Consider the following 15,525-nt stretch of genomic DNA (forward strand, 5'->3'; position numbering starts at 1 on the left):
GCGTCGGCTTCAGAGTGCTGACAACGTGCGCTTTGTTCATGCCGGATGCGGCGTGAACGCCTTAATCCGGCCTACCGGGGGGTGCCAATTCAATATAATGCAATTCCCTTGTAGGCCTGATAAGCGTAGCGCATCAGGCAATCTGGAGTCTGTCTGCAATATCAACCGACACCTTTTGGCGTCGGTTTCAGAGTGCTGACAACGTGCGCTTTGTTCATGCCGGATGCGGCGTGAACGCCTTATCCGGCCTACCAGGGTGTGCCAATTCAATATAATGCAATTCCCTTGCAGGCCTGATAAACGTAGCGCATCAGGCAATCTGGAGTCTGTCTGCAATATCAACCGACACCTTTTGGCTTAATTATCGGTTAGCGCGTGCTGGTATTTATGCAGCATGCCCGCCAGCCGATGCACCGATTCTGTGACCTGCGGCGGCGCCTGCCAGATGCGTAGCTTTTCCTGGTAAATATCCAGTTCCTCCAGCAACTGGCTAAAGTAACGACGGCGTTTGTCATCACTGCGAGCTGCAATAACGTGGTCCGCAGTCCGTCTCATTTGCCGATGAAATGCCGATAAGTCTTCATTTATCGGCACCGGCGCATCGCGCAGTCGCTGGTGAGCGATAATCATCGTTAACGCCAGACGAAATTTCGGCAAATCGCCGGGGAATTTATTCATCAGCAAAAACAACTGTTGATAAAGCGCCGGAAGATGGTTCTCTTTGCGCCGCACAACGTTGGTGGTCATCGCGGAAACAGCCGCAGAGACAAACTGATTAAGCAATACACGTCCAGTCCGATCGCGCGATTTATCCCGTACCAGCAGAATAACAATAAACGCCAACACACAGCCGACGATTTGCCCTAATGCACTGTCGAGGAATTGACTAAACTGGAAGGTCATCGGGTTATCCAGCACGATAATATTTATGGTGCTGGCCAACGCCCCCATCGATCCCAGTCGCCGCTTCTGCACTTCAATGCCGAGAAAAAATCCCAGCACAGCCAGACTTAAGCACAACAGCAACATACTTTGTTGCGTATTGGGAATGATCACCAAAAAGTAGAGTAATCCCAACGGCAGCGCCGCCAGCGTCCCGTAGATAAAGTCGATCGCCACCATACGCGGATTCGGTAAACGCATCGCCAACGAGGTGACCACTGCTATCATCACCATTGCGCCGCTGCCGGAAGTCCAGCCAGTCCACAGCCAGAACAACGTTCCCAGAACACAGGAAAGCGTGGTGCGCCAGAAATTGACCATCGCATGATGGCGTTCAGCAGACTCAACCTTCACTTCTGGCTCACCTTGCAGAATCTCTTCTTCGGTAGCGTTAATTTTTGTATTGCTGACGACACCACGCTTAAGTAACTGATAACGAGTTGCCGCCGCTACCCAGCTATAAATAGTGATGGGCGTTTCGCGCTCCCCGGTCCAGGCAATCACCCGCCGTAGGCGTTTAAGCTGCCTGTGAACGTCCTGCGCGGTTTCTACTGGCGTGTCAAAAAATTCACGGAAAGTATCGGTAATCAGTTCAGGGCGCGTATTCTGAATAAGATAAGTTTCACAGGACTGAGTGATCAGCGTAAGCGACAGTGTATTGATCGCTTTTAAACGTCGATTGGCGCGTGCCCAGCGGGAGGACTCCATATTCAGGTTGCTACGCATCCCTTGCAGAGCTGTGGTCCGACGGACCAGATCCCCCCAGGCTTTATCAACAACCTCGCCATCGCCATGTTTGATGCACAACTGCATTAGTTGATATTGCGCGACCAGCAAACTTTCCAGTTCGCGATCCACTTCTTGCTTGATCGAGCGTGGAGAAAAGAGTAAATCCGCCACAATGGCACACACAATGCCAATGACAATTTCACTGCAACGTTCAACGGCAAACTGCGGGGCCAGCAGCGGTTCCGGTTGAATGGTGATCACAATGATCAACGCCGTATAACCGGCAAGCCCCCACGCGTAGGAGTTTTCAACCCGAACCAGCGAGGAGATCCACGTACAAAACCCGGCCCAGATACAGCACACCAGGATCATCAACAATGGCGCGCGGATCATCGCAATAATGATCACTAGTCCAGCAATACAGCCAATAAAAGTGCCGATAATTCGCAAAAAGCCGCGATAACGAATAGCGCCAGAATAAGGTTCACCGCCAGCTGCGAAGGCCGGGCCTGCAGCAACAATCGCCGCCGTCAGCACCGCCCAGCGTGGCGTTTCGAGCTGAAAGTGAAAACCAACAAACAACGCCAGTACGATAGCGGTCGCCAGTTTAACCGCAAAGCGAATGTGCTGGTTAGCGATAGTGAAAATGCCCATCGTGATTAACCAAACTCACGCAGGCGGTGGGCCATTTTACGGAAAAACGAATCCTGACTTTCGTCGCGATCCTGTTTACCAGTAACAACCACGGTGGCAGTCGTTCCCGCAGGCCAGATATTGTCTTGCTGGTTATCGAGGCGGATACGTACCGGAACGCGTTGCGCCAGGCGTACCCATTCAAGGTTGGAATCAATGGTCGCCATGCCCTTATCATCACGCGTACTGCTGGCGTTGGTCACCCCGGCAGCAACGCTATCGACCGTACCTTTCAGTACCTTGTTGCTGCCAAGCGGCGTGATCTCAGCGCGATAACCTGGATGTACGCCCTCCAGTTTGGTTTCTTCCATATAGGCCAGCACATAGAAGGAATTCTGTTTCACCAGCGCAACCGCCGTTGATCCGCGCGTAATAAATTCACCGGTATAGACGTTGAGGTTCGTTACCCAGCCATCTGCTGGCGCGCGGATCACCGTACGTTCAAGATCCAGTTTTGCCAGATCGCGGGTCGCCTGGGCTTTCGCTAACTGATGCAGAACCGTTTGCAGCACGTTATTCGCCTGGTCGATCTCTTCGCGAGACATTGCCTGTATGCCCAGACGGTTACGACGTCCAGCTTCCTGACGTTTCTCCTGTGCTAACACCTGATAATAAGCAACGTCAGCTTGCGCTTCCTCAAGCGCCTTTTGATAGCGCGGCTGGTCGATGGTGAACAGTACCTGTCCTTTTTTTACCAGTTGGTTATCATGAACATTCACCTGGGTAATGAGTCCAGAGACATCCGGCGCGATCGCCACCACATCGGCGCTAAAGCGCGCGTCACGCGTCCACGGAGATTCAGTGTAATAGACCCAGGCGCGAAAAATTGCGATGAAAGCCAGGATGACTAATACGACCGTGATGGTCGTACGGGAGAATTTTCTTATTAGTGTTTTCACTTCAACCTCAAACGAACAGTCGCGATATCAAATAAAACAAGCAGCAATAGAGCGCAGTGTTGAACAGCGCCGGGTGCCAGACAAAATCGTAAATACCTGTTGGCACAAGTACCCGGCGCACCAGCCAGAAAATCGCCAGTGATAAAAGCAATTCGAAAAATATCGGTGGGAATGACAGCCCAAACACCACGATAACGGGAAACAGACTCATGTTGACCTTGGTTGTATAGAGAGAGCAGGTGTTATTATTTTCAGCATCTGTCGCCGCAGAGAAGGGCATGGAAAGCCGGGCGAGAGCAACATTGCCGTTGATTGATATTTAATATATTAGCGTAACTGTTATGCTGTTATCTATATTATGTGATCTAAATCACTTTTAAGTCAGAGTGAATAATGGAACGACTAAAACGCATGTCGGTTTTTGCCAAAGTGGTTGAATTTGGCTCTTTTACCGCCGCCGCCAGACAGCTACAGATGAGCGTTTCGTCCATCAGTCAGACGGTGTCTAAACTGGAAGACGAGCTGCAGGTTAAGCTACTAAATCGCAGTACGCGCAGCATTGGCCTGACCGAGGCGGGAAGAATTTACTATCAAGGCTGCCGTCGAATGCTCCATGAAGTGCAGGACGTTCATGAGCAACTGTATGCTTTTAACAACACCCCCATCGGGACGCTGCGCATCGGCTGTTCTTCAACCATGGCACAAAATGTTCTCGCTGGCTTGACGGCAAAGATGCTGAAAGAATATCCCGGTTTAAGCGTGAATCTGGTCACAGGTATTCCTGCACCTGATCTGATTGCCGATGGTCTGGATGTGGTGATCCGCGTCGGCGCATTGCAGGATTCCAGCTTGTTTTCCCGTCGTCTGGGGGCGATGCCAATGGTGGTATGCGCCGCCAAAAACTATCTTTCGCAGTATGGCGTGCCGGAAAAACCCGCCGATTTAAGTAGTCATTCATGGCTTGAATACAGCGTGCGCCCGGACAATGAATTTGAGTTGATCGCACCAGAAGGGATCTCGACTCGACTGATCCCACAAGGGCGATTTGTGACTAATGATCCGATGACGCTGGTGCGCTGGTTAACCGCGGGGGCAGGAATCGCCTATGTACCGCTGATGTGGGTGATCAATGAGATCAATCGCGGGGATCTTGAGATCCTGTTGCCACGTTATCAGTCAGATCCACGTCCGGTTTATGCGCTGTATACAGAAAAAGATAAACTGCCGTTGAAGGTGCAAGTCGTGATCAATTCACTGACTGATTATTTTGTTGAGGTCGGAAAGCTATTTCAGGAAATGCACGGACGCGGGAAAGAGAAATAATCAGAGGCTAATGACAAACGTAAAATCGCCTGATGCGCTATGCTTATCAAACCTACATAGCGACTGCAATATATTGAATTTATACGATTTCTCAGGTCGACACATCCGATATAAACAAAACACACGTTGTCAACAATCTGAATCGTCATTGTGCTTTTCAGCAAATACTCAACTTAAGATACGATGCCAGCAATAACAGGCATTCGGAGCGTAACAACAGGTCGGTTTGCCACCAGCCCCCAAAATGGCTGTATAAATTCAGATTTAACGTTCTGTTTTTCGTGTTTTCCGCCAGAAAGTGGTACGACTCATACCAATACTGGCGGCTGCTTTCCCTTTTTTGCCTCCGGCTTCGACAAGCGCTTTTCTGATAATTTCTTCTTTCTCTTGTGAAAAATCGCAGTCGTTCTCTGGGGGTACCGACCCTTCAAGCAAATATTTAATGGTTTCCCTGTCTATCAGCTTCCCTCTTACCGTAGTCGCAACCCGGGTCATTATATTCTGCATCTCCCTGATATTTCCTTGCCACGGCCACTCACAAAGTTCCCGCATCGCACCAGAAGTAAAACCGGGTATCGGTGTTATTCTGGGGAGATACCGGCGAAGAAAATAGCGACACAAAAGAGGAATATCTTCTTGTCTTTCGCGTAATGGCGGCAAGTGAAGCATCAGGACATTGAGTCTGTAATAGAGGTCTGAACGAAACTTACCCAACTCAAGTTGTCGGGGGATATTCTCGTTACTGGCAGCAATAACACGCACGTCAAAAGGGGTAACCGTATCGCTGCCAAGACGCATTACCTGTTTTTCCTGTAGTACTCGTAATAATTTTGTCTGGATATGTGGCTCAATCTCCGTAATCTCATCCAGAAAAATGGTGCCGCCATCCGCCTGCTCGAATAATCCTGGTTTTCCTTTATTACTGGCCCCCGTGAACGCACCCGGAACATACCCAAATAATTCACTCTCCAGTAGCGTTCCGGGAAGCGCAGAGCAATTTACCGCCACAAAAGCCTTTGTAGCCCGAGTGCTGCTGTTATGAATACTTTGAGCAAACAGTTCCTTTCCGGTTCCGGTTTCACCCACAATAAACACTGTGCCATCCGTTTTAGCATACTGCTTCGCCAGCGCAATGGTTCGCTGAATAGTGGAGCTTGAACCATGGATATCTCTGAAATTCGCACGTGCAATATGTCCAGTTCCGGTATGTTTTTTATTATTTGAAGCCAGAACAGACTGACAATTCTGACGCTGGAAATTCACTACCACACCGACAACCTCTTCATCGAGCTTTACCGGCCTTGCCTGTCCAATCACATTTTCTGTTTCATCCGACGAAAAGGGTAACAGGGGCAATTCGCTTCTTATTGCCATATCAAAATCAAATGTCGGCCACAGCGTGGAACATGGTTTGCTAAGTGCATCGCTAACATTAATCCCCATGATGTGTTCAGCCATAAAATTGAACTCAACAACTCTACCTAATCGGTCTAACGCAACAATGGCATTATCCGCGGCATTCACTGCGGCATGGAGAAGCGAACTTTTACTCCTGCTCATGCGTATCATTTCATAAATACGCTGTGCTTCCGTCATGGCGGCGATAATACTTTCTTCCCCACTTTGCACAACAACGTGTGGAACCTTTAAGCGCGCCGCAGCAATACCCGTTGATGAGCTCCCCACGACCACGGCAGCCCCTTCATGAACGGCTCGTAATATGATGGGTTCAACTTCTTCCTCCTTAAAAATAGAATAAAGACGGAGATGTAGATTCAAAACCCGGGCGGTTGCAGTTAGCCCCTCGACCAGATGAGGAAGCGCTATGGCGGCGATGGGGCTACCAATGCTTTGAGCAAGATTAAGTGCAGAAATGTAATCAAAGGCCGAACGTTGAATAGTGACATGGATAAATGACGGAAATGCTTCCCGAATTGCCTTCGACGTGGCTCCGCGGCTAATGAGGATCTCTGCGCCTTGCCGTATCTGATTTGCAGCGACAGCCACACCTTCTCCCAGAATCCCTCGCACAACGATAATTTCAGGGAATAGTTGCATACTTAATTTGTGTACCAGAGAGAATAAAGTCCTGTCTGCGGCGATCAGTGTAATATTACTCATTGAATGCACTCCTTGTTATTAGAACGACTACTATCCGTATAGCTTTATGTTTTGAAACAATTCCCCCGATTGAAACAAACAAACCAATTAATTAGATGTTTTTATGTTTCATGAAACATTTTTATTTAAAGTCAAAAAAACAAGACCAGTAAAAATACAGAGGCAACTCACTGAATAAAATCATGAATTATCAAGCATCCACTTCTGTATTGTACGTTTTTTATATTCTGGCACGAAGAATGCTTTGATCTCTATGACCGTCTAACCCTCTTCCATAATAAGATAAAGGATATGGTAAAATATTATGAGTTATATTGATCAAACATCCTGTACGGGTTGTAAAGTTTGTTTACTTTTCTGCCCTGATGATGCAATCGAGTATTATGATGGCAAATGCAGCATAGATTCAAAACAGTGTACGCTGTGTGGATGCTGCGAAGGCTGCTGCCCTTTCAGCGCCATCCATCCCACGACTAACCTGACTGACCTGCAAATTTTTCAGCAAACCTTTGGCGATCCCAGAGGCTCGAAAGTCACTGGCGGCAACGCGGGGCGTGGTGGGAAAGAAATAAAAACGCTTGATGTCAAACCCACTCTCAAACCCGATCACCTCAGTATATGCCTTGATATGGGCCGACCTGGCGTTGGCTTGTATTTGCATGACGCAGAAAAAATCATTATGGCATTGATGGCTGCTGGTATGGAGTTTGCCGAAGGCGATTTTCCGCTCTCCACAATTATTCCCGACCGCACAACAGGTAAATTTCGCCCAGATTGTCTTGATATTCATATGCATAGTCTTCTCACTGAAGGTTGTTTCCATAAAAGCAAACTCCCAGGCGTACTTCAGGCACTGAAAGATGTTTCAACGCAAATAGATACCGTGCTCTGCCCAGGTTTAATTTTTGCTGTGAATGAAAATATTGAAAACGAAGAGGTACTGCGCTGCCTTGATGAACAGGGAATTCCTCGTCCTGTACGTTCAAAAATTAACGTCGGGCTGGGAAAACCGTTTTCACCCGATTTATCAAAAAACTCCACTTTGTGATGCAGCGTTTCAATTAACCATAACCTATTACATTCCAGGAAAAATAAAATGACACATACATTATACAGATCCGGTACTCCCGAATCCCAAAGTGAAGAAATATGTTGGCTGGCTTACTCTACCAAAGGAGTGAACGACGATAATTTTCCCGAAACTGCCAGACACCTCCTCAAAGCAGTAGAGGACAGTGGCGATGTCGCAAACTGGGGCGATACCAAAATTGGCACCATTCTCACTATGCCGGCTGCAGAGATTAAAGAAAAATTGTTGCAGAACTCACGACTGCGTGGCGTATTTTCCAACCCACGGGCCGCAGTAAAATTTTTGCAAATCCTGAAAAAGAAAGAGCTGAATCAGTCCATCCTTCTCTCTGGTGTCATTACCGAACTACGCCATATCTGCAAAGAAGCCGGTGTAACCCCTTGTTATGCCAATATGTCGCTTGGTGTATTTGGCAACACATCTCGTCTTACCGACGCTAAAACCCTTTCCGTTACCACTATGTGTGGTCACCAGCGTATACCCGCAAAATATGTACAAGCACTGCAACATGATGTGGAACAGGGAAAAATAACAGCAGAAGAAGCAGCCAAAAAATTAGGCAGCATCTGCATGTGCGGTGTCTTTAACCCCAACAGAGCAGCAAGCATTCTTGCCAACAAGCAACAGCCCTGTTCATGCAGAGATAACGGCAATCTACTGTAAAAATAAAAGATTCTGCTCGCCAATGGTCTGAAGCCTTCAGGGCTTCAGACGGCGTCAGTAAGGAAAAAATATCATGCAAACCGTTGCGCCTGTCGTCGCACAGACGAAAAAAAACTTTCTCGCAGCCAACTGGCAACGCATCGTCTGGGCCGCACTCTTCCTCATTCTCTTTTTCTCCCCCGCACCACAGGGGTTGAGCCATCAGGCCTGGCAATTATTCGCAATTTTTATCTCAACTATACTGGGATTCATCATCAAGCCTTATCCCATGGTAGTTGTGGCGCTTACCGGGATAGTCTTATGTGGTCTAACCGGTACGCTTAAGGCAAAAGAAGCCTTGAGTTCCTTCGGTGATACCTCAATTTGGCTTATTGTCACTGCATTCTTTATTTCACGCGCTTTCAGTAAAACGGGTCTGGGGCAGCGTATTGCCTATCTATTTATGAGCAAAGTTGGAAAAACCACGCTTGGCCTCGCTTACGCCACATCGCTAACCAATCTTGTTATCGCTCCCGTCGTCCCCTCTAACACTGCGCGACTTGGCGGGATCCTCTTTCCATTACAACAGTCGATCTCTCTGGCATATAACAGCGATCCTGCCATGGGGACCGAAAGGCGTCTGGGCTCGTTTATTATGGCAAACGCTTTTCAGGGAAATCTGGTGGTGTCCGCAATGTTCCTGACGGCTGCCGCTTTTAATCCTATCGTCGCCAATGTAGCGATAGACAACGGCATCCATCTGGATTGGGGGACCTGGTTCCTTGGGGCGATCGTCCCCGGTATCGTTTGTCTGGCAATTCTACCGCTGGTATTGATGCTGGTCTGGCCCCCGGAAGTGAAAAAAAGCCCTGAAGCCGTAACAATAGCCAAAGGAAAACTCCATGAGCCTGGCCCAGTAAAAAGAGAAGAATACATCATGCTTGGTGTGTTTTTAGGGCTGATTTTTCTCTGGACTGTCGGTGCGAAACTGTTCCATGTCGATGCGACAATCGCTGCAATGGCAGGGCTGGTTGTAATGTTACTTACCAGAGTATTAACCTGGGCGGATCTCGCTGCAGAAAAAGGGGCATGGAATACACTAATATGGTTTTCCGCGTTGGTGATGATGGCCAAGTATCTTAATTCGCTCGGATTCATTCCCTGGCTCACAGAACATCTGTCCACATCACTTAACGGTCTTGGATGGCAGGCTGCATTCGTGCTGGTTATATTAAGTTATATGTATGCGCATTACTTCTTTGCCAGTTCCACTGCACACACAGCCGCAATGGCCCCAGCGTTCTTGCCGCTACTGCTCGTGCTTGGCACACCGCCGATGCTGGCGGCTCTTGGTTTAGGATATGCAGGTAATTTCATGAGCGGTTTAACCCATTACGGTAATGGTTCCGCACCTATCTTTTTCGATTCAGGCTATATTCCTCTGAAACCATTCTGGCTTCTTGGCCTGTTGTTCAGTGTGATCTTCACCGTAATTTTCGCCCTGGTTGGCCCAATATGGTGGGAGGCCATCGGTTTAGTTCAGTTTTGATGACTAATTTATTGCAGGATTAACTTGTTATTATCATGAAAAAGGCTTCAGTGATAATCGGATTACCGCCACTGAAGCCTGTACTGAATAGCCTTTAATGACCGACGTGATATTACGTCAAAAAGTCAATTACGCTGTGCCGCCAACAGTCAGGTTATCGACTTTGAGCGTCGGCTGGCCCACGCCAACCGGCAGGCTTTGCCCTTCTTTACCGCAAACACCTACGCCGTTATCCAGTTTCAGGTCATTACCCACCATCGAAATCTGCTGCATGGTTTCGATACCGGAACCAATCAGCGTTGCGCCTTTCACGGGCTTCGTCACTTTGCCGTTTTCAATCAGATAAGCTTCTGACGTGGAGAAGACAAATTTACCGGAAGTAATATCTACCTGACCGCCACCGAAATTCGGCGCATAGATGCCATACTCAACGGATTCAATAATTTCCTGCGGCGTCGATTTACCCGGCAGCATATAGGTGTTGGTCATGCGCGGCATGGGTAAGTGAGCGTAAGATTCACGGCGACCATTACCAGTGGGCGTCATCCCCATTAAGCGCGCGTTGAGTTTATCCTGCATGTAGCCTTTGAGGATCCCGTTCTCAATCAGCACGTTATACTGACCCGGCGTACCTTCATCATCAATCGCTACCGAGCCACGGCGATCGACTATCGTACCGTCATCCACCACAGTACACAGTTCAGAAGCCACCAGTTCACCGACCTGTCCACTGAAGACCGAAGTACCACGGCGGTTAAAGTCGCCTTCCAGACCATGACCCACCGCTTCATGCAACAGCACGCCCGGCCAACCTGCGCCAAGAACCACTGGCATGGTGCCCGCTGGCGCTGCAACGGCTGAAAGATTGACCAGCGCCATACGTACCGCTTCTTTCGCCCATGCATCCGCACGGACTTCACCGTCGAGATCGGCAAGGAAGAACTCATAACCAAAACGACCGCCGCCGCCGCTGGCGCCGCGTTCGCGTTTGCCGTCTTCTTCAACCAGTACACTTACGGAAAGACGCACCAGCGGGCGAACATCCGCCGCCAGCGTGCCGTCAGTCGCAGCAACCAAAATTAATTCATAGACGCCACTCAGGCTGGCGGTCACTTCCTGTACGCGTTTGTCTGCTTCGCGGGCAACTTTATCGACACGGCGCAGAATATCCAGCTTCTCTTCCCGGCTCATGCTTTGCAGCGGATCAAGCGAGGTATACAACGGGCTATGCTCTACCGCACCCAGCGTCTGTACTTTGCCATCGCCACTATCACGGACGATGGTTCGCGCCGCTTGTGCGCTCTGTTCCAGCGCCAGCAGGCTGATTTGGTCAGCATAAGCAAAACCGGTTTTTTCACCGCTAATCGCACGCACGCCAACGCCCTGATCGATGTTGTAAGAACCATCTTTAATAATGCGATCTTCTAAAACCCAGGATTCGTGATAGCTCGACTGAAAATAGAGATCGCCATAATCAAGGCGACGTTCGGCCAGTTGACCGAGGATCGCGAACAAGTCCTGATGTTTCAGGCCGTTCGCCGTTAGCAATTGTTCACTTACCAGGTTCAGACTCATCGTTTTTGCTACTCGTTAGTTACTGCGGTAGAGGATTTTTTACGGCTGCCGGATGCGGCGTGAACGCCTTATCCGGCCTACGGTTATGTTCCGGCTCGTTGGCCTTTGGCAACGATTATCCTATGAGATTGGGGCAATTACGCGCCCTCGTCAAATCATTGCGCTTTTTCTTTACGCGGTTGGCGCAACACTTCGTTGATTTGCGGATCGTCCAGCGGACCCGAAATGTGATAGCGCAAAATAGAAACTTTGCTCCACAATGGCCCCAGCACTTTACTGGCGGCGAACACCGCCGCGCCGACAATCGGATTAACCGCAAAGGCCGCAGCCACGCCAACCGTCGCAGAAATCTCTGGCGCGACAACCGCTTCCATATTCAGATCGCGACGCACCAGATTCACCGACCCTTTCATGGCGATATCCGCTTCCAGCCCATCCACCAGCGTGTCGTCAGTGTGCATAACGCCGTCTTTGATCCACGCGGTGCTGCGAATGGAGTCAAAATAGAACCCTTCGCCAAAGGTGTCTCTGAAATCAAAACGCAGCTTACGCATCAGGGCATCGACGCTCAATAAACGCAGCAGTTGCCCGGCATGTCCGGTGCTGATTTCGGTAATTTCGCCTTTGCCCAATTGAGTATGAATGATGCCATTCAACGTCTCCGCATCCGGCAACCAGGGCGCTTTACGCCAGTGTAAATCGTAATCCACATTAAATGATGACTGGCGTATGGGGGTCGTGACACCAAAAAATTCTGCGGCGGCATCAATTTTCTGCCCACGCAGTTTTCCCTTCAGCGATGTTCGCTCATTCCCTGGGTTGTTAACCCACTCACCATCGGCAGTAAGCCGCGAAAAACCGGTATCAATAAGCCCGTTAGTCAGCGTCAACGTATCGCCAGAAATGGTGATATCACTGTCGATGCGCCCGAATTTTTGCCCCCAGAACCAACACTCGGCGCAACGTATTTGTGCGTTCGGCCAGCCACGGAAGCTAATGTGCTCCGTTGTCGGGAACGGTGATGAAGACGTTGAATTACTGCTATTTTTCGCCACGCTGGGGTTGTAATAGAGATATTTAATCGTCGCCAGCCACGGCGCGTTGTTGCGCATCGCCAGCGTAGCATTAATTTCACGCCCTTGCGCTTCGACCTGCGTGCCATTCGCCGTCAGCTGCGAGACGATGCTCAGGTTGTTCCACTGCTGATTCCCCAGTGACAACGCCGGTGTACGCAAAGTAATACGCTGGGGAAAACTCGCCGCGCTGCCAACCTTCTCCGTCGCGCCTTTCTGGAACAGCGCCAGCCACTCAGCGCCATCCATTGGCGGCATATTGAGTTCAACACCACTTTGTTCCGGTAACGGCGGGAGCGTTTTGCTGTCTGACGCCCAGATGGCACGATCGAGCGTTAGCTTTTGCCCCAGCAACCAGCGACTATTGAAATGACTATCCGCGCCAGCCTGCCCGGCTAACTCAAAACTATTGAGATTTCCGTCGACCTTAATATTCACAGGGAGCGACTCACCTACGGATTTGGCTAACGGTGAAGGTAAGTGACTACTCACATTCTTCAAATCGCCATTCAGTTCTACGCTATACGTCGCGCCGGCATGATAAGGCAGCTCAATACCCACTTTACCATCCCAGGCCACGCTGCCGCTTAACGCTTCGTTCACGGCTTCAGGCAAAACGCCAGTTTTCGCCGGTTGCCAGTTACCGTTGAGATTCACCGCCACCTGATAGGCTTTTTCCCCTTCTTTGGTGGAGAAATCCACATTCAGTGGCTGATTAAACCAGCTTGCTGTCAGTGGTTCGCTTTGCAGATCACCATTGATAAAGCTGAATTTACCGCTCAAATTTTTCAGTGTGCTATCAAGCGGTTTAATAAACAGACTGTTATTACGCAGCGTCACTTCGCCTTTCGCTGTAACCAGTTCGCCGTTCAGTGGGATATCAAGATGTAAGCGAGCATTCACATCGCCATCGAGCTGGAGTTCCTGCAAAGTAGCGCCCAGTGAGTCTTTCAGCGGCGTTTCATCAAAATATGGACCGACGGCTTTACCTGGGCCTTTAATGTCAGCATCAATCAGTAACTTCTCTTTCGCGTAATCAGGGATTACAGCGGTGAGATTACTGGCGCGCACACCGCCAAGATTGACGCCATCGGTTTTCATCCATAAACCGTCGTTAATAAAGTCCAGTTCAATATTGAGGTTGGTCAGCGCTGGCCAGTCTGGCTGGAACGCAAACTTTGCATTACGCAGAGGTACCAACACTTCAAACTGACCTTCATTATGTTTGTAAGGGAAAAGATGCGGGTTACCGCCATAAACCAACGTCGCGTTATCCGCTTCACCGCCCCGAATCGCCCCACTTAAGTAATCAACTAACTCTTTTCCCATCAGATTTTCCGGGAAATAGCGCCAGGCCTGCGAACCATCGTCGGTGCTGATGCCAGCCAGAATCCCCAGCCAGGGTTCATCATTAACTGGCTGTAAGTAACGGAAACCGCCGCGTGCATGCACCGCTTTAGCTTTAACATCAATATTGCGACCATCAAGCTGGAAACCTTTGTCATTGTTCAGCCAGCTTAAGATCGCCTCACCGTCGGCAATTTCCAGCGGCGCGCGGAATACCGTTTCGTAAGGCATCTTCGCCTGCTTCATAGACGCCGTCAGTAAACCATTTTCTACGCTACCGGAAAGCGTCCCGGAAAAGTGTTCCGCGCCCGGCAGTAATTTCCATTGCTTCCATGCCAGATCGCTCCACGATGCCTGAAACCGGGTCTTTTCCACCGCCTGAAGCGGAATGTCCAGCGCCAGTGTGTTGATCTTGCCTCGAGGTTGCGTGGACCGCCAGATGTCTCCCAGCACAGGCGAAAGTTTCGCCACCAGCGGGCGTACGCCTTCCAGTCCCGCCAGTTCCAGATTACTGGCGCGAATCCGTAGTTCGTCGCTGCGTTTATTATTTTTCCCACCAATATCCTGTTCCGGTATCCAGGCCAGCGTTAATGCCCCGCCTGGCCAGGGTTTACCGTCCATGGTGATACGAGTATCAGGAATGGAAAACTGCCAGCCCGGATGTTCACGAGTAATATGCGCAGTCAGATTATCCACAGACAGCGAATGCGTTTGCTTCTCGCCCAACCAGCTAGCACCGCCCTGTTTCAACCAGACATCACCGCCAGTCACATCGCCTTTGTCGATTGTCATCCAGCCTTCAAGGGAGAATTGCGCTGTTTCCAGCGCAATATTGTCCTGTATCCATTTACCCAGCCAGGGCTTCAGGTCAATGTTATCAGCCTGTAACCAAACTCGACCGTCACTTAACACACCTTCGTCATCCCGCAGATCCATCCGCACCTGCATCACGCCGTGTTGTCCGGTGAGGCTGGAGAGGCTTACTTGTCCTTCTGCACGGTGTCGGCGCGGATTGTTAAGCCAGGTCAGTTGAGGGATCGCCAGTTCAGCACGCTGACCGGACGGCGTCAGGAAGCTGACTTCGCTGTCGCGGAGATCGAAGTGATCGAACTGATGGAGGAAAAGATTGCTAATGTGGCCTGCTTCCAGGCTGTCATTGCCGCCGCTACTGGAAATAGGTGTATTCGTGCGAAAGCGCAATTGCCAGAAAGTGAGATCGCGAAACTGCCAGCGCATATGCAGCAGGCTCTGCCAGACATCCAGCGCCAGGGTAACGCGTTTAACCGAAAACTCACCGCCATCTTTCAGCTCTGCGCGAATGTCACGCGCTTCAAGCGTCGGACCGAAATTCTGCCAACTGGCTGATAGCTGGCTGGCTTCTACCGGCATACCGGTCGCATCTTCGATTTTATTGAGGATCTCAGGACGCCAGGCGTCGAGATGCGGTAAAGCAATACGCAGGCCGCTAACCAGCAGCGCAGCGATCACAACGAGCGCGGCCCCAGTAAGCAGTAAAATCCCCGGCAATCGCCTCACCCGTCA

Annotated in this window: 11 protein-coding genes and 1 pseudogene; 5 read left to right on the forward strand and 7 right to left on the reverse strand. The window is 50.0% G+C overall.

Annotated elements, in window-relative coordinates:
• Nucleotides 1-357: 357 nt before the first annotated feature.
• Genes aaeB through aaeX form a run of 3 tightly spaced genes read right to left on the reverse strand, consistent with a single transcriptional unit; the run spans nt 358 to nt 3,474 of the window.
• Nucleotides 358-2,325 carry a p-hydroxybenzoic acid efflux pump subunit AaeB gene (gene aaeB, locus PS053_RS11615; RefSeq protein ID WP_059218186.1) on the reverse strand — a complete coding sequence of 656 codons (1,968 nt, stop codon included), beginning with the start codon at nt 2,323-2,325 and terminating at the stop codon, nt 358-360.
• Between the two features lie 5 nt (nt 2,326-2,330).
• Nucleotides 2,331-3,263 (reverse strand): p-hydroxybenzoic acid efflux pump subunit AaeA, encoded by a 933-nt coding sequence (gene aaeA, locus PS053_RS11620; protein WP_000854040.1) that lies wholly within the window; start codon nt 3,261-3,263, stop codon nt 2,331-2,333.
• Between the two features lie 7 nt (nt 3,264-3,270).
• Entirely contained in the window at nt 3,271-3,474 is a 204-nt protein-coding gene (gene aaeX, locus PS053_RS11625) for a p-hydroxybenzoic acid efflux pump operon protein AaeX (protein WP_000051841.1), read from the reverse strand.
• Between the two features lie 182 nt (nt 3,475-3,656).
• Here aaeX and aaeR point away from each other — a divergent pair, with 182 nt between their 5' ends.
• A complete protein-coding gene (aaeR, locus tag PS053_RS11630) occupies nt 3,657-4,586 on the forward strand; it encodes an HTH-type transcriptional activator AaeR (protein WP_025238233.1) in 930 nt (309 codons plus the stop codon).
• A gap of 264 nt (nt 4,587-4,850) precedes the next feature.
• Here aaeR and PS053_RS11635 read toward each other — a convergent pair whose 3' ends face one another.
• Entirely contained in the window at nt 4,851-6,707 is a 1,857-nt protein-coding gene (locus tag PS053_RS11635; RefSeq protein WP_256878796.1) for a sigma-54-dependent Fis family transcriptional regulator, read from the reverse strand.
• A gap of 304 nt (nt 6,708-7,011) precedes the next feature.
• Here PS053_RS11635 and PS053_RS23165 point away from each other — a divergent pair.
• Nucleotides 7,012-7,080 (forward strand): annotated as a pseudogene (locus PS053_RS23165) (4Fe-4S binding protein); the annotation flags it as partial.
• A 33-nt stretch (nt 7,081-7,113) separates the two neighbouring features.
• Here the strand turns inward: PS053_RS23165 and PS053_RS11645 are convergent.
• On the reverse strand, nt 7,114-7,368 hold the full coding sequence (locus PS053_RS11645; protein WP_256878795.1) for a hypothetical protein: 255 nt from the start codon (nt 7,366-7,368) through the stop codon (nt 7,114-7,116).
• Nucleotides 7,369-7,386: 18 nt separating this feature from the next.
• Here PS053_RS11645 and PS053_RS11650 point away from each other — a divergent pair, with 18 nt between their 5' ends.
• The 3 genes from PS053_RS11650 (at nt 7,387) to PS053_RS11660 (ending at nt 9,988) form a co-directional block, all read left to right on the forward strand.
• Nucleotides 7,387-7,755 (forward strand): hypothetical protein, encoded by a 369-nt coding sequence (locus PS053_RS11650; RefSeq protein WP_233708781.1) that lies wholly within the window; start codon nt 7,387-7,389, stop codon nt 7,753-7,755.
• Nucleotides 7,756-7,803: 48 nt separating this feature from the next.
• Complete coding sequence (locus PS053_RS11655) at nt 7,804-8,460, forward strand: hypothetical protein (protein WP_000149911.1); 657 nt, start codon at nt 7,804-7,806, stop codon at nt 8,458-8,460.
• A gap of 73 nt (nt 8,461-8,533) precedes the next feature.
• On the forward strand, nt 8,534-9,988 hold the full coding sequence (locus PS053_RS11660) for an anion permease (protein ID WP_256878794.1): 1,455 nt from the start codon (nt 8,534-8,536) through the stop codon (nt 9,986-9,988).
• A 129-nt stretch (nt 9,989-10,117) separates the two neighbouring features.
• Here PS053_RS11660 and tldD read toward each other — a convergent pair whose 3' ends face one another.
• Entirely contained in the window at nt 10,118-11,563 is a 1,446-nt protein-coding gene (tldD, locus tag PS053_RS11665; RefSeq protein WP_044711839.1) for a metalloprotease TldD, read from the reverse strand.
• A 155-nt stretch (nt 11,564-11,718) separates the two neighbouring features.
• Nucleotides 11,719-15,519 (reverse strand): AsmA2 domain-containing protein YhdP, encoded by a 3,801-nt coding sequence (yhdP, locus tag PS053_RS11670; RefSeq protein WP_256878793.1) that lies wholly within the window; start codon nt 15,517-15,519, stop codon nt 11,719-11,721.
• Between the last annotated feature and the right edge of the window lie 6 nt (nt 15,520-15,525).

Source organism: Escherichia albertii, from assembly GCF_028622335.1.
GTDB classification, from domain to species: Bacteria; Pseudomonadota; Gammaproteobacteria; order Enterobacterales; family Enterobacteriaceae; genus Escherichia; species Escherichia albertii.

Excerpts from the sequence above, each read along its gene's own strand:
- aaeB (WP_059218186.1), bottom strand. The coding sequence starts at position 2,325 with ATGGGCATTTTCACTATCGCTAACCAGCACATTCGCTTTGCGGTTAAA.
- aaeX (WP_000051841.1), bottom strand. The coding sequence starts at position 3,474 with ATGAGTCTGTTTCCCGTTATCGTGGTGTTTGGGCTGTCATTCCCACCG.
- aaeR (WP_025238233.1), top strand. The coding sequence starts at position 3,657 with ATGGAACGACTAAAACGCATGTCGGTTTTTGCCAAAGTGGTTGAATTT.
- PS053_RS11635 (WP_256878796.1), bottom strand. The coding sequence starts at position 6,707 with ATGAGTAATATTACACTGATCGCCGCAGACAGGACTTTATTCTCTCTG.
- PS053_RS11645 (WP_256878795.1), bottom strand. The coding sequence starts at position 7,368 with ATGCAAATACAAGCCAACGCCAGGTCGGCCCATATCAAGGCATATACT.
- PS053_RS11650 (WP_233708781.1), top strand. The coding sequence starts at position 7,387 with ATGGCATTGATGGCTGCTGGTATGGAGTTTGCCGAAGGCGATTTTCCG.
- PS053_RS11655 (WP_000149911.1), top strand. The coding sequence starts at position 7,804 with ATGACACATACATTATACAGATCCGGTACTCCCGAATCCCAAAGTGAA.
- PS053_RS11660 (WP_256878794.1), top strand. The coding sequence starts at position 8,534 with ATGCAAACCGTTGCGCCTGTCGTCGCACAGACGAAAAAAAACTTTCTC.
- tldD (WP_044711839.1), bottom strand. The coding sequence starts at position 11,563 with ATGAGTCTGAACCTGGTAAGTGAACAATTGCTAACGGCGAACGGCCTG.